Below are 15,685 nucleotides of genomic sequence, written 5' to 3' on the forward strand. Positions count from 1 at the left end.
TTGAAAAACAAGGAGACACATAAAGTTCACATTATAAAGCATACCGATTAAATAAAACGCTTTTTTAGACACTTCAGTCGTTCCTCCTTCTGAATGGAATGACAAGGTTGTTTTATCTCTTTTTCTTCTTATTCCCAAAAATTCTTTTAAAAAACCCATCTCGCTTTTCTGGATTACAATCCAAATCATCTAACACTTCCTGAGAAGGTGTTTCAAACTGACTTTTTGTAATGCTATTAAAACGCACATCTGCATTCATCTTTTGATAAAACTTAGCAAAAATCGGTAACGCCGAATGAGCGCCTTGTCCTATTCCTGTAGATTTAAATCCTATGCTATGGTTATCATTGCCAACCCACGTTACAGTAACAAGTTTGGGCGTAATACCCACAAACCAACCATCCTTATTATTTTGAGTTGTCCCAGTTTTTCCGGCAATGTCATTTTTAAGCTGGTATGTTGTTCTTAATCTGAATGCTGTTCCTGTATTAACTGTAGACTGCATCATTTTCAGCATCACCTGTCTAGTGTAATCACTATAAACTTTTTCCTTGCTAACTTCTGGTTTAAAGGAAGCTATTATATTTCCTTCTTTATCTTCAATTTTCGTTATCGCATAAGGCTTAGCACTTTTACTATCATTCACATAACCCGTATAAGCACCTGTGAGTTCTTTCAAATTAATCTCTGCAACACCTAAAGCTAACGATGGTTTCTCTGGAAGGTCTTTAGAAATTCCCATTTTTTTAGCTTGTTCTATAACACTCTCAATGCCTACTTTATTTAAAACCTTTACCGCAATGGTATTTACCGAATTACTTAATGCCGTTTCTAAATTATAGTTAAGATGTTCTGTGTCTTCATCCTTTCCAGAGTTCGTGGGCGTCCAGTTATCAAAATCTGTATAGGTGACTTCAGATAATGAAAAATAAGTACAAGGTTTCATACCATTTTCAATGGCTGTGGTGTATACAAAGGGTTTGAATGTAGAACCTACCTGTCGTTCGCTTTGAGACACATGATCATATTTAAAAAAACGAAAATCAATGCCTCCTAAATAAGCTCTTATGGCTCCTGTTTGAGGTTCTATGGATAGCATGCCCGTATTTAAAAACTTTAAATAATGCTTTAAACTATCAACAGTAGATACGTTTTTAATGGTATTTTCTCCCCATGTAAACAATTCCGTTTTACGTTTTACAGATAACGAATCTAATATCTGTGCTTCAGTTAACCCTGATTTTTTATACGATTTATAAGCTGGAAGTTTTCTTAAGGCGGTTTGAATAATATTTTTATTTGCAAGCCACGGTGCGGATTTTCCAAAGGATTTTTCATGAGCCTTTTGCAAACTAGAAAGATGTTCTTTCATAGCAGTTTCAGCAAGTGCTTGCATGTCTGAATCTAAAGTTGTGTGTACAATCAAACCATCTCTATACAAATCGTACGAGTCGCCATTTGCTTTTTTCAGCGTATCTAATATCCTTGCTAATTCTCTTTTTACCTCAGCTCTAAAATAGGGGGCTAATCCTACATCGTGATGAAACGATTTATAGTTTAAAACAATATCTTGTTTTGTAAATAAATCAACCGAATCCTGAGATAAATACCCATACTTTAACATTTGCTGAAAAACCACGTTCCGTCGAGATTGGCTTCGCTCTAAATAAAGCCTTGGATTATAAGAGTTCGTTGCCTTTAAAGTGCCAACAAGTGTAGCTGCTTCTAAATGCGTTAATGCTGATGCTTGTTTATTGAAAAACTTAAGCGAAGCACTTTCAACACCATACGTATTATCGGGAAAGGGCACCGTATTAAGATAAAGCGTTAAAATATCTTCTTTAGAATAAATAGCTTCAATACGTTTTGCTATAATAGACTCCTTAAACTTATTAATTAACATACTAAATACAGCATGTTTCTTTCTTCCAAATAAGTTTTTAGCCAATTGAAGCGTAATGGTACTACCGCCTCCTGCCGATTTATCTCTTAAAATAATACTTTTAAAAAGTACACGAAGCAAACTCACATTATCAACACCATCATGCTCATAAAAACGAACATCTTCTGTTGCTATTAATGCATCAATAAGGTGTTTTGGTAAATCTTTAAAAGTTAAAGGTTGCCTATCGTAAATATAGTACTTGCCTATTAACTTACTGTCTTTATCTAGGACTTGTGTTGCCTCGGCTTGTTTAATAGAACTTAAATCTGCTTCGGTAGGTAGTTTTCCGAAAAAGCCTAAAAGGACACTTATGTATATGATAGCAAAAAAAATAATCACAGAGGCACAAACCAGCATGAACCACTTAACCCATTTCTTTTTCAATAACGATACAATCCAATTCATTTTGGGGCTATGCTTTTTTGTTTGCGTTATATCATTTTCTCTTGCGACAAATTCAAATTTAAAATGATATTATTTCCCCATATCTTCATAATTATAATCCGGATATAAGAAATGATTATAAGGAAAACGTGTTATATGAATGTTTCGAACCTCATCGTAAACACGTTTTTTAAAGTCCTCTAAATTACTTTTATTTATTGCCGAAATAAACAAAGCATTATTACCAACCTTACTCATCCAGGTACTTTTCCATTCCTCTAAAGAATAGTGTTTTTCTGTACGTTCCGTTTCTAAATCATCTTCCTCCAAAGGCTCAGCTTCATAGGCATCAATTTTATTAAACACCATAATAGTGGGTTTATCACCACTTTTTATTTCACCTAAAATTTTATTTACAGACTCAATATGTTCCTCAAAATTAGGATGCGAAATATCAACAACATGTAGCAATAAATCGGCTTCTCTAACTTCATCCAGCGTACTTTTAAAACTATCTACCAATTGAGTAGGTAACTTTCTTATAAACCCAACTGTATCACTTAATAAAAACGGTAAGTTTTGAATCACAACCTTTCTAACCGTAGTATCTAAAGTGGCAAATAACTTGTTTTCGGCAAAAACTTCACTTTTACTTACTACATTCATTAACGTAGATTTCCCAACGTTCGTATAACCCACCAATGCCACACGCACCATTTTACCACGATTACCTCGCTGTACGGCCATTTGCTTATCAATGGTTTTTATACGTGCCTTTAGCAACGCTATTTTATCACGTACAATACGTCTATCCGTTTCAATTTCGGTTTCACCAGGACCACGCATTCCAATACCCCCTTTTTGTCGTTCAAGGTGTGTCCACATCCCTCTTAATCGTGGGAGCAAGTATTCACATTGCGCCAACTCTACCTGGGTTCTGGCATAACTTGTTTGCGCACGCTGTGCAAAAATATCGAGGATTAAATTAGTCCTATCTAATACTTTAACATTAAGTATTTTACTAATATTTCGTTCTTGTGCCGCAGACAATTCATCATCAAAAATAGCAGTGCCAACATCGTTTTCCTCTATAAATTGGCGCACATCTTCCATCTTACCAGTACCTATAAATGTTTTAGGGTTTGGCATATCCATTTTCTGAGTAAAACGCTTTATAGCATACCCCCCGGCAGTAAAGGTTAAAAACTCCAATTCATCTAAATACTCTTTTGATTTTACCTCATCCTGATCTTTAGTAATAATGCCTATTAAAACAGCTTTTTCTAAAGCCATATCTTTCTTTTCTATCATGTTGCAAAGTTAAACATTTACAGGTATTATTATTTTTATATTTTTAATCCTATTTTTGATTTATGACAGACGCTTTAGAAGACATTCCCATACGTGACGATTTGCAAACCGTAGCATTTTATAACCTTGAAAATTTATTTGATACTACGGAAGATAAACACACCCACGACAATGATTTTTTACCAACTTCGGTAAAAAAATGGACCCCCAAACGTTATAAAAATAAACTCAAAAAACTGGGCTTCGCCATTTCTAATATCGGGAGACACGAAACAGGAAAATATCCTGCCATTGTGGGATTGGCCGAAGTTGAAAACGCTTCTGTTATTGAAGATTTAATAAACTCTGAACATTTAGAGGACTGTAATTACGATTATGTGCATTACGATTCTTTAGATGAACGTGGGATTGATGTCGCTTTATTATATGATGCCAATGCTTTTGAAGTGACTGGTTCTGAAACTTTTACTATCCAGTTATTTGATGATGATGGCTCGCCGGATTACACACGAGATATCTTACTGGTTTCTGGTCTACTTGATGGCGAAGCCATTCATGTTATTGTAAACCATTGGTCGTCTAGACGTGAGGGTGAAAAGGAAACAGAACATAAGCGTATGGCTTCGTCTGATAAAGCCGCAGAAGTTATTTCCATGCTTCGCGATGATAATCCGGATGCTAAAATTATTGTTATTGGTGATTTTAATGACGATCCTTCCAGCAAAAGTATTAAACAACTTGTTGAGGGTTCTAATTTATACAACCCTATGGAAGTCTTACGATCTTACAATAGAGGAACGACAAACCACAACCGACGGTGGAACTTATTCGATCAGATTTTATTTTCAACTAATTTTTTTAAAAGCACAACGGATAAATTCAAGTTTAGCACCGCCAATATTTTTGATGAAGATTTCCTAAAACTCTTTAATGGAAGATACAAAGGCACACCTTTTAGAACCTTTGTTGGTAAGAGATACAAAGGTGGTTATAGTGACCACTTTCCTGTGTATGCTATTTTTAAGAAGTAATGTCTCTCCAAAGAACATAGATCGCTTTGCTGTTAGAGTCAAGAATATAGACTTGTTTATAGTTAAGTATATAGCATTGTAACTCACAGTTTATAAGAGTGGCTCAAAAATATGACATGTCGTTGCGAAGGAGGCACGACTGTGGCAATCTGTTATCATTTCCAAAGAACATAGACTGCTTTGCTGTTAGAGTCAAGAATCAAGACTTGTTTATAGTAAGCATATAGCATTGTAACTCGCAATTTAAAGAATAGCTCAAAAATATGACATGTCGTTGCGAAGGAGACACGACTGTGGCAATCTGTTATCATCTTCAAAGAACATAGACTGCTTTGCTGTTAGAGTCAAGAATATAGACTTGTTTATAGTTAAGTATATAACATTGTAACTCACAGTTTATAAGAGTGGCTCAAAAATATGACATGTCGTTGCGAAGGAGGCACGACTGTGGCAATCTGTTATCATTTCCAAAGAACATAGACTGCTTTGCTGTTAGAGTCAAGAATCAAGACTTGTTTATAGTAAGCATATAGCATTGTAACTCGCAATTTATAAGAGTGGCTCAAAAATATGACGTGTCATGGCAAAGGAAGCACGACTGTGGCAATCTGTTATCATCTCCAAAGAACATAGACCGCTTTGCTGTTAGAGTCAAGAATATAGACTTGTTTATAGTTAAGTATATAGCATTGTAACTCACAGTTTATAAGAGTGCTCCAAAAATATGACATATCATGGCAAAGGAAGCACGACTGTGGCAATCTGTTAATAAAAGCTAAGTTGTGATTTAATATTACTGATCCTTAAAGTGGATTCCTGCCTTACTGAAACAAGTTCAGCACAGATCGCAGGAATGACAATATGTCCTAAGCCGCCTGAGACACAACATAACTCAACCCCAAAGCTGCAATAGGCAAAAACCAAAGCAACCAAATATTATAATGCTGCGTTCTTTTCTTATTCATTTTTGCATTTATCATCATGCGTTTTTTGCCTGTGTACTGCATCCAGTTTTTAAAATAAATAAATACAGAAATTAAAGTAAATAATGTCCATGCTTTGGTAGACGACATAGTTACCATATGCATTTGCCTAAAAAAGCCTGCAAAGAAAACACCCAAAAGCAATAGTAACGAAACCTGTAAAAGCGTTACATAAGTAATGGCTATGTTGTTAGCTTTTTGCTTGTACTTTGTTTTGTATTGCGAGAACATATTATAGAATAAGATATCGAATAGATTCATTGTGGCTTCCTATTTAAAAACCAAAACTACGGTAAATAATTAATACAGATGGAATCTAGCTTGTAAACACTATAAAAGGAACATTATTACTAATTACAGATATCCGTAAAATATTAGATGTTATTCTCAGTACTTTTATTAACTCTCTTAGGGTCAGGCTAATTAGATAATTATTATTTAATAATTCCAATTAACAATGATTAAAAAGACGTTATTATTCTCCAATAAATGCTCGCTTACCACGAAACACGAACAATTAGTTGTTAAATCGCAAACAAGAGATACAACCATCCCTATAGAAGACATTGGGTTTATAGTCATTGATAATCCAGAGATATACATAAGTATAACCACTTTAAATTTGCTCATTGCAAATAACGTATCTGTAATAATTTGCAATAAAACACATTTACCAAATGGTATGTTTTTAAATTTAAACAGCCATCATATTCAACAAGAAATCTTTAAACACCAAGTTGAGGCAAGTCTCCCACTAAAAAAGCAATTATGGCAACAAACTATTATTGAAAAAATTAAAAACCAGGGAATTTTATTAGAAAAAATAACACAGTCAAAAAACAAATTTGATTTTTTAGCGGGTAAAGTATTAAGTGGAGATACTTCCAATATGGAAGCTGTAGCCGCTAATTTTTACTGGAAATCTTTTTTTGAAATTAATTTTAAAAGGGAACGTTTCGGGAATTACCCAAACAATTTTTTAAACTATGGTTACGCCATTTTAAGGGCTGCTACAGCCAGAGCCTTATCTGGTAGCGGTCTGTTAAATACACTAGGTATTCATCATAAAAGTAAATACAACGCCTTTGCATTGGCAGATGATATTATGGAACCCTTTAGACCTATTATAGACGAAGCTGTTCATACCATAACACAACATTATGACGAGGAAGACTTAAATACAGAAATAAAATCAATCCTTCTTCAAACCTTAACAAGAACTGTTTACTTTAAAGATGAAAAAAGCCCTTTAATGGTAGCGCTCCAAAAAACAGCCAGTTCTTTACAACAATGCTATGTTGGAAAAAGAAAGAAAATTAAGTACCCTAAATTATGGAACTAAATGGCTATAGAATTATGTGGTTATTTGTATTTTTTGATTTACCTACCGAAACTGCTAAAGACAGAAAAAATGCTTCTGGTTTTAGGAAAAACATTTTAAAAGATGGCTTTACCATGATGCAATATTCTGTATATATAAGGCATTGTGCGAGCAGTGAAAGTGCCGATGTACATGAAAAACGTATTAAAAGATTACTCCCGCCTTTAGGTAAAGTAAGTGTATTACGAATTACAGACAAACAATTTGGTAATATCATGAACTTTTGGGGACGCGCAGAAGTCCCTAAAGAACCTCCACCTACCCAATTAGAACTCTTTTAAAATAACCTGAGTTCGACGTAAACTTTATTAAAAACATCTTATATAATCCAATGAAATACAGCTGTTTGTCATGTCGACGGAGCGAAGCATGAGTGACGAGACATCTCATCATGATGAGATTCCTCCTCGTTCCTCGTCAGGAATGACATGATTTCTTCTTTAAAACCTTTTAAGTATATGATTATCAATTTATAATATATCGAACTGACGTTAAAATAAAAAAATGCTTCAATCTTGCCTTATCACTGCAAAAAAGAAGCATTTTTTAAAACGATATTCACACCTAATTTATTGATTATTAGAAGACAACAAGTCAACTAATATCGTGTTTTCTAATCCTTAATCAAACTACAACCGTTGGTATCAACATCGATGGCGATAGCACAATATCGTGTTTTCTAATCCTTAATCAAACTACAACCTCACGTGTAAGAAGCAATTCATTTTCTGTAATATCGTGTTTTCTAATCCTTAATCAAACTACAACTGTTGGAATATCAGTAAGTGCGTTCTGCGGAATATCGTGTTTTCTAATCCTTAATCAAACTACAACTAATTGAGATGTATACATATTATTTATCTTAATATCGTGTTTTCTAATCCTTAATCAAACTACAACAAGACATCCAACCTCCTAAACGACTCTTCCAATATCGTGTTTTCTAATCCTTAATCAAACTACAACCATCCGTATGCCATCCTTCTTTCATTAACTAATATCGTGTTTTCTAATCCTTAATCAAACTACAACGATCTTTCACACGAGCGAAAAATGTCCCTTAATATCGTGTTTTCTAATCCTTAATCAAACTACAACCGGCGGCGCTTCATCCCCAATGACGATATCAATATCGTGTTTTCTAATCCTTAATCAAACTACAACGAGACCTAACAAATACAAAACTTTAAACAAAATATCGTGTTTTCTAATCCTTAATCAAACTACAACCGGCGGCGCTTCATCCCCAATGACGATATCAATATCGTGTTTTCTAATCCTTAATCAAACTACAACTCACGTCAAGAACGTAAGTTCCTGACTGAAAATATCGTGTTTTCTAATCCTTAATCAAACTACAACGATTTGTCGGAAACGGTAATAGAAACTGTAAATATCGTGTTTTCTAATCCTTAATCAAACTACAACAGAACATAGATGCTACGTTTTGTCAGCCTTAATATCGTGTTTTCTAATCCTTAATCAAACTACAACACTTTCAGGAAATATGATTCCAATGGTAATAATATCGTGTTTTCTAATCCTTAATCAAACTACAACTGGACAGGATAAAAGATACGATCCAGCAAGAATATCGTGTTTTCTAATCCTTAATCAAACTACAACGGTTCTTTGTCCTTATGACCACGATGTTCAAATATCGTGTTTTCTAATCCTTAATCAAACTACAACAATCCAAATTTCTATCCGGTCTGATTTATTAATATCGTGTTTTCTAATCCTTAATCAAACTACAACATGGCAACATAGTTATGCTGACTATTAAAAAATATCGTGTTTTCTAATCCTTAATCAAACTACAACATCTAACTTCCAAACTAAACCAGCATAACTAATATCGTGTTTTCTAATCCTTAATCAAACTACAACAAAAAGACAAATATTGCACCCCGTGGATATAATATCGTGTTTTCTAATCCTTAATCAAACTACAACTAATTCGACCATCATAATTTCATGGTCACGAATATCGTGTTTTCTAATCCTTAATCAAACTACAACCAGCCAGGTCAAGTGTAGCTTTGGCGAATGAATATCGTGTTTTCTAATCCTTAATCAAACTACAACTGGTCAGGGTCTAACTTAGAACCATTCATTAATATCGTGTTTTCTAATCCTTAATCAAACTACAACTATTTGTCCCAACAAAGTTCATATACTTACAATATCGTGTTTTCTAATCCTTAATCAAACTACAACTTAATCTTAATTATGGCGTAAATCCCGTTAAATATCGTGTTTTCTAATCCTTAATCAAACTACAACCAGTTCTTTATCAGATTCTTTTTTACCTGCAATATCGTGTTTTCTAATCCTTAATCAAACTACAACTTTAGTACTGCGTACATATTTTATTTTTTAAATATCGTGTTTTCTAATCCTTAATCAAACTACAACATCCAGTAAATAATACAAAAAACATTGCTAATATCGTGTTTTCTAATCCTTAATCAAACTACAACCTTTTCAAGAGTTTAGCCAACGTTACGCTAAATATCGTGTTTTCTAATCCTTAATCAAACTACAACATCCAGTAAATAATACAAAAAACATTGCTGAATATCGTGTTTTCTAATCCTTAATCAAACTACAACTTATCCTTAGCCCATGAATAAGCCCTAAGCAATATCGTGTTTTCTAATCCTTAATCAAACTACAACTATGGTTAAGTTTGCTAATAAAGCCAATTTAATATCGTGTTTTCTAATCCTTAATCAAACTACAACTGGTTTGATCTCGCTTAGGTTTTTAGAAAAATATCGTGTTTTCTAATCCTTAATCAAACTACAACTGAGCCATCACGGTCCTACAATGGCTTTTAAATATCGTGTTTTCTAATCCTTAATCAAACTACAACACAAAGAAGTTCATCCCGGTTTTCCGTTTAAATATCGTGTTTTCTAATCCTTAATCAAACTACAACAATATGTTGTGGTGTAATATCTGCTTTATCAATATCGTGTTTTCTAATCCTTAATCAAACTACAACGATTAATACGGCTGGACAAGTCGTATTTTTAATATCGTGTTTTCTAATCCTTAATCAAACTACAACTTTAATTCCTGTAGTATGCTGGTAATATTTAATATCGTGTTTTCTAATCCTTAATCAAACTACAACCAATAGGCATGATTTAAATCCGTAGCCGTTAATATCGTGTTTTCTAATCCTTAATCAAACTACAACTGTTATGTTGTTCATTTCTAAAACAACTTAATATCGTGTTTTCTAATCCTTAATCAAACTACAACGGAGCTGCTCAAACAGCTTTAATCGCTAGTAATATCGTGTTTTCTAATCCTTAATCAAACTACAACAAAACAGGTATTTTAAAATCATTATCAAAAAATATCGTGTTTTCTAATCCTTAATCAAACTACAACTGGTTGAAGCCGAATTATTAATGGCTCAAAAATATCGTGTTTTCTAATCCTTAATCAAACTACAACCAATAGGCATGATTTAAATCCGTAGCCGTTAATATCGTGTTTTCTAATCCTTAATCAAACTACAACTGTTATGTTGTTCATTTCTAAAACAACTTAATATCGTGTTTTCTAATCCTTAATCAAACTACAACGGAGCTGCTCAAACAGCTTTAATCGCTAGTAATATCGTGTTTTCTAATCCTTAATCAAACTACAACAAAACAGGTATTTTAAAATCATTATCAAAAAATATCGTGTTTTCTAATCCTTAATCAAACTACAACTGGTTGAAGCCGAATTATTAATGGCTCAAAAATATCGTGTTTTCTAATCCTTAATCAAACTACAACGCTCATTTGACATAAGTTTATTCAAATATAAATATCGTGTTTTTTAATCTTAATGTCAAAGAACTTAATCGTACAGATTAATGTAAACTTAAATTTTCTTTATTTTACCAGAAATTGAAACAGTTACTTTTATGGGATTAAAAGTAAGCCATCCTGTTTTGCCAGCAGCAAAATTTTTAATGTATTGATATGCTTTCCCTAATTCGCCATTTAAAGAACTTTCTTGATGCTTTCTAAAATAATAATCTCCTGAAGTAAATTTCTGCACCCTATATAAATGCTCTCTTAATGCCTTATAGTCTGGAGTATCCCAATTAATTTCATCTTCATCGAGTCCTAATAAAAACATATCATTGATATGTAATGTCGTTACTATTTCTTTCCCTCCAGAAGGCAATTGATAAATTGAAGCGCCTTGTCTTTTCCTTTCAACTACTGTCCAAAAAGTAACGACATCTTCTTTTAGTTCGCCTTTTTCATCTTTGTAAATTAATACATGATGATTGTTTCTGGGGTTTACCCATTGGTTTACATCATCCTTCAGTTGTTCTGCTCCACTAAAGTTTTCTTTCATTCTTACTTTTAAAACAGGTACTGGGTCGCCATTTTTATTTGGTAAAAATATTTGCGGCTGTTTTACACCATGTTCGCCGACAATAAAAAAAGTATTAGCTGGAATCTTTCCTTTATCAAAACCTCCTAGTTGTTGAATTCGCTTTAATATTAAGGTCCTGATAGTTTCGTCTACTACTTTATCGAGGTGTTTTGAAGTTGTTAAACTGTCTATTGATTTTCTAACATGAAATGCTTCTTCGCTAAATGGTGCTTTTCGTTTACCAAAAACAGTTTCCTTATGCAACTGTCCTCTGGCTGCAATGCCTTTATTTTTGTGTTTCTTTCCATTTTTATCTGTTATATGTGTTCTAACAGTGATATCATTTTTAATACACTTATGAGATACCAAAATAGTATCGATAGCTTGTTCCGCATCATACCTAAAAGTTTTCCAAGGCATAGGAAAAACTTTTGATTCTGATTTTCTATTGTACCCATTCCATTTAGACAATTCTTGTACATAAGAAACTTTTGTACATGCCATTACGAGTGCATCTACAGCATGATGACGATGGTCTTCACGAGACTTTGAGTTTTCATTGTTTAAAATATGATTTAGCCCCCATTTATGACGTAAATTTGAAGTTATCTGCCCTGGAGAAACGGTCACCTTGCAGCATATTTTAGAAAGATAACTTTTGGCTTCTTTGCTTATATATCTGGTATCATTTAACTGTCGTGAGGTAAAATCGTCATCAAAATTTTGCTGAACAAACCTTTTAAATTTTTGATAAGCGTTGGGATACTCTTTAGTATCTGAAAACAATTTTAAAGCGCGCTCCTTTACAGTTGCCCAATTAACTTCATCATTTCCATAAAATTCAAAAGGGGTTTTATTTCCTTTTTTTCTATTCTCATCTGCCCAACATAAGGTTTTATTTCCAAAGCTATCATTTAACGACCTGCTCCACGGGTGAATATGTTCTATCTGAACTTCTCCCGAAAATAAATCTGTTACAGATATCGCTCTTCCTGTGTAAGGACATGTTTTTTTACATTCTTCCCATAGTTTGAATTTTAAAATACTGTCGTGTGAAATACGCACATATTTTTCTACTTCGGTTTTTATTCTATCATTTTCGCGCTCTAATCGTTTTTGATTTCTGCGTACTTTATTTCGCTGTGATTTAGATGATTTTAAATCGCGCGCCATTTCCACTTTTATGTCCTCAATCTCACCATATTCCTCAATTAATTCATTAACCAGCTTTCGCAATTCAAATAATGCGGTTATTACAATGGGGTTTCTTATGGATTGAATTTCTTTGTCAGCTTCTTTTCCTACTGGTAACTTTTCTAGTAAGGTGTCATTATTGATTGAAGCAGAGTGGTGATATAATTTTTTTAACTGCCTGTTATTAAACCCAAAATCTTTACGAAGTAATTCTTTAATCGTATCAATAAAACCACCTTTAATTTTAGTACGAACTATATCTTCTACATTATCGATGAACTCCAATTGTTTTTTATTGTTTTCTAAAGAATCATTCTGCCATGTATCGCCAAAAACATTTTTTATCCCTCCCATTACAACAGCCACATCATAAGTATAACCTTGTTGTAAAAAGGGTAAAATATTAGAAATGGCTTTTCTACTTAAATTTGCATAACCATCTTTTACATTAAACTTAGAAATGGCTTCAGCTTGAGCTTCGGTAAAGTTCCAATTTTTAATGGCATATTGCTTTAAATTGGATTTACTATCAAAAAAATACAATACGTGCCAAATATCATCCTGTTCTTTTTGGGTGAAATCGAACCACTTTTTACCAAAGTATTTTTTATGAGATAGATTAGAAATGGTATGTGTTCCTACTATTTTATCGTCATCTTTATAGTTAAATTTAAATTCTGCACTTTCTTTACCAATAACTTTTCGTATTCTTTTAAAAACCGGTTTTTCAATGGAATACAGAAAGTCCACAATTTTCCCCTTGTCTTCCTGACTTATTTTAACACCGTTACATTCCACTGTATTTACCCATTGCCAAACTCTAAATTGCTCAAAAACAATGGCACTTATAGGGCATTTAGTTTTTGTGGGTTCAAAAGAACAATTACCTACTAAGTGTTTTTGAGAGCGTAAGGGGCGCTGATGAAATAAAATACCGTCTTCTTTATACCCCTCTAATTTCCTGCCCCCAAAAAGTGTTTTTAATTCATCATTTAAAATAACATGATGTGCCGCTTGTTTGTTCCAGATTAACTCAAACTCGTCTACATACATCTTTCGTGTAGTGTATCTATTTCTTATACGTTCTGTACCACTTTGAAAAGGTTGATACTCCTTAGGGTATATTTCAAACAAATACGAGCCTAACGTTTTTTCTTTAATACTTTCTGTAGTTTCTGTAATACCTATTTTTCCTTCTTTGGTACTTCCTTTAAAAATAGCACCATCATCTGTTCCGCCTTTTCTACTATTGCTTAAAAAACCCCTACGCTGAATTAAATGATAAAAAACCCTTCCTATTTCTTCTAAAGATAATTTTTCATGCAATGCCTTGTGTCTTAATTCGTAAGGATTCTGTGCAAACCATATAGCCAATTTAGCAGAAGGAAATTGTTTTGTTTTTTTCCATGTCTCAAAATCACTGTCCTTTAACGGACACATATGGTGTTTAGAAAGTGCTTTTAGTAGCTTTTTCTTCCTTAAGCGTCTTCTAAAAAATTGCCTTCTTACCCCTCTGGCTCCTGTTCTGCTGGCATTTTTAGACATTTCATTATCGCCATCTCCCAGATTATCTACCCCCATTGGAAAAACTCTGCTACCAATACCAAGTATTTTATTTTGTACATCGTCAATTAATGCCCAACCAATACTATTAGTACCCAGATCTAAACCTAAAATTTTTGACATAACTCCCTAATTTTTTGAGCTTTAAATGTACAAAAAACAAAATATATTTTTCTTACAGAAAACCGTATTGCATATGAAAAATATTTCATTTATATTTGTTATAGATTAAACTTTCTAATCCTTTAATCTTATTATAATAAGGCTATATGCCGTAGATGAAAATCTTTAGTCCTGCGTATAACCCGTGGGACTTTTATTTGTAGTTATTTTTAGAATTTAGTTAAGAAGACAAAAAATTAATTTGAAGCTTAAATTTTGTGTTATTTCACAAGTTTTTAAATATAATAATGATTACAAAAGCACAATAACTTAGGATATTTCACCTCTTAACAGACTTATTCCATGCCTCAACTTCTATAAAAAAGTCTGACAGTTCAATATCTCGGGATTCACAAATTTTATAAATAGTAGGCAAAGAAATTTGGTAATTTCCACCCTTAATTATATCTCTAAGAGTACTTTCTTCTATGTTATGGTTAATTGCAAATTTTCTTTTTGAAAGCTGAGATTTCTTCCATAGAAAATTTATATAGCCGTATATATACTCATTGTATTTCATCACTAACAAAAGAATACATTGAAAAAACAAAAAATGCGGTGCATGGCTCGCATTTTGAAAATTTTACTATATTTGTAATCAAATACATACTTTTGCAATTCTTCTTGTAAAAACATTGAAGCAATTGCTTTGAGTCTCGAAAAGAAAACTGGTAATTTTTTGCAACGAGGTGATAAGTAGATTGGCTAACGTACCCGGGCGTGGGCTCACTTATTGTTGCACGGTATACCAGTACCTCTTTTCGGTAAGTTGAGTTCCACGCCTTTTTGTTTCCCTACATAAAAAGGTTAATAAGATATTTATCTCATGTTTTAGGCAACTTGAACTTATAATGATGAGATTCTGCTAAATGCTGAAAGAAATTCAATACAGGTGCCAAAAGAGTTCAATTTACAATTTTAAATCTGCATTTTAGGTAAGCTGTTAAAAATGAGAATTTTAAACCATAAAACTAAAACCATGTTAAAACCCGAATCTCAGAAATTGTCTCAAAATTTTTTAATTTCTCATTATATTACTTTAGCTTTACTCATATTATTACTCGATAAAACAACCTTAAACCAGGCCGTTAAAACACATTGTAAAACAGGGTTAAAGGCAATTGAAATTATTTATGCCAATAAGATTTACAAATCTGGAATAGATGCCTTGCTGGGAAAAGAATTTGACGCCTTTTTTAAAGTCTTTCCTAGTTCATATTTTGATAATAGAGGTTTAATTTCTGCGGGGATGGTAATAAAAAATATAAAATTATGTATTACAACAGACGATATTGTACATATGATTTCTGAGTAATACAAATTTGATTAATAAATA

At 32.9% G+C, this 15,685-nt stretch carries 9 protein-coding genes and 1 CRISPR repeat array; of the genes, 4 read left to right on the forward strand and 5 right to left on the reverse strand.

Going from position 1 to position 15,685, the window contains the following annotated elements:
• Window positions 1–112 precede the first annotated feature (112 nt).
• Together Q4Q34_RS05815 and hflX are read right to left on the reverse strand one after the other, a co-directional pair.
• A complete protein-coding gene (locus Q4Q34_RS05815) occupies window positions 113–2,350 on the reverse strand; it encodes a transglycosylase domain-containing protein (protein WP_303316320.1) in 2,238 nt (745 codons plus the stop codon).
• A 69-nt stretch (window positions 2,351–2,419) separates the two neighbouring features.
• Window positions 2,420–3,640 carry a GTPase HflX gene (gene hflX / locus Q4Q34_RS05820; RefSeq protein WP_303316321.1) on the reverse strand — a complete coding sequence of 407 codons (1,221 nt, stop codon included), beginning with the start codon at window positions 3,638–3,640 and terminating at the stop codon, window positions 2,420–2,422.
• Between the two features lie 62 nt (window positions 3,641–3,702).
• Here hflX and Q4Q34_RS05825 point away from each other — a divergent pair, with 62 nt between their 5' ends.
• Window positions 3,703–4,671, forward strand: coding sequence for an endonuclease/exonuclease/phosphatase family protein (locus Q4Q34_RS05825; protein WP_303316322.1), 969 nt, complete (start codon window positions 3,703–3,705; stop codon window positions 4,669–4,671).
• 866 nt (window positions 4,672–5,537) lie between these two features.
• Here Q4Q34_RS05825 and Q4Q34_RS05830 read toward each other — a convergent pair.
• Window positions 5,538–5,915 carry a hypothetical protein gene (locus Q4Q34_RS05830; protein WP_303316323.1) on the reverse strand — a complete coding sequence of 126 codons (378 nt, stop codon included), beginning with the start codon at window positions 5,913–5,915 and terminating at the stop codon, window positions 5,538–5,540.
• 196 nt (window positions 5,916–6,111) lie between these two features.
• Between Q4Q34_RS05830 and cas1 the strand changes: the two genes are divergently transcribed.
• Window positions 6,112–6,996, forward strand: coding sequence for a type II CRISPR-associated endonuclease Cas1 (cas1, locus tag Q4Q34_RS05835; RefSeq protein WP_303316324.1), 885 nt, complete (start codon window positions 6,112–6,114; stop codon window positions 6,994–6,996).
• A complete protein-coding gene (gene cas2, locus Q4Q34_RS05840; protein ID WP_303316325.1) occupies window positions 6,987–7,316 on the forward strand; it encodes a CRISPR-associated endonuclease Cas2 in 330 nt (109 codons plus the stop codon). Before cas1 ends, cas2 begins: the two co-directional genes overlap by 10 nt.
• A 319-nt stretch (window positions 7,317–7,635) precedes the next feature.
• Window positions 7,636–10,835: direct repeats of the CRISPR family, unit length 36 nt; unit sequence AATATCGTGTTTTCTAATCCTTAATCAAACTACAAC.
• An 88-nt stretch (window positions 10,836–10,923) separates the two neighbouring features.
• On the opposite strand, the gene cas9 is transcribed toward cas2, so the two are convergent.
• Window positions 10,924–14,310 (reverse strand): type II CRISPR RNA-guided endonuclease Cas9, encoded by a 3,387-nt coding sequence (cas9, locus tag Q4Q34_RS05845; protein ID WP_303316326.1) that lies wholly within the window; start codon window positions 14,308–14,310, stop codon window positions 10,924–10,926.
• A 319-nt stretch (window positions 14,311–14,629) separates the two neighbouring features.
• Window positions 14,630–14,869: a helix-turn-helix domain-containing protein gene (locus Q4Q34_RS19625; RefSeq protein WP_408611524.1), complete on the reverse strand. Its 240-nt coding sequence runs from the start codon at window positions 14,867–14,869 to the stop codon at window positions 14,630–14,632.
• Between the two features lie 429 nt (window positions 14,870–15,298).
• On the opposite strand from Q4Q34_RS19625, the gene Q4Q34_RS05850 reads away from it, so the two are divergent.
• Window positions 15,299–15,664, forward strand: coding sequence for a hypothetical protein (locus Q4Q34_RS05850; protein ID WP_303316327.1), 366 nt, complete (start codon window positions 15,299–15,301; stop codon window positions 15,662–15,664).
• Window positions 15,665–15,685 lie beyond the last annotated feature (21 nt).

Origin of the sequence: Flavivirga abyssicola, from assembly GCF_030540775.2 — a bacterium.
GTDB classification, from domain to species: Bacteria; Bacteroidota; Bacteroidia; order Flavobacteriales; family Flavobacteriaceae; genus Flavivirga; species Flavivirga abyssicola.

Bases quoted from the DNA above. Each gene is read 5' to 3' on its own strand.
- cas9 (WP_303316326.1), bottom strand. From the start codon at position 14,310: ATGTCAAAAATTTTAGGTTTAGATCTGGGTACTAATAGTATTGGTTGG.
- cas2 (WP_303316325.1), top strand. From the start codon at position 6,987: ATGGAACTAAATGGCTATAGAATTATGTGGTTATTTGTATTTTTTGAT.
- Q4Q34_RS05830 (WP_303316323.1), bottom strand. From the start codon at position 5,915: ATGAATCTATTCGATATCTTATTCTATAATATGTTCTCGCAATACAAA.
- hflX (WP_303316321.1), bottom strand. From the start codon at position 3,640: ATGATAGAAAAGAAAGATATGGCTTTAGAAAAAGCTGTTTTAATAGGC.
- Q4Q34_RS05825 (WP_303316322.1), top strand. From the start codon at position 3,703: ATGACAGACGCTTTAGAAGACATTCCCATACGTGACGATTTGCAAACC.
- Q4Q34_RS19625 (WP_408611524.1), bottom strand. From the start codon at position 14,869: ATGAAATACAATGAGTATATATACGGCTATATAAATTTTCTATGGAAG.
- Q4Q34_RS05850 (WP_303316327.1), top strand. From the start codon at position 15,299: ATGAGAATTTTAAACCATAAAACTAAAACCATGTTAAAACCCGAATCT.
- cas1 (WP_303316324.1), top strand. From the start codon at position 6,112: ATGATTAAAAAGACGTTATTATTCTCCAATAAATGCTCGCTTACCACG.
- Q4Q34_RS05815 (WP_303316320.1), bottom strand. From the start codon at position 2,350: ATGAATTGGATTGTATCGTTATTGAAAAAGAAATGGGTTAAGTGGTTC.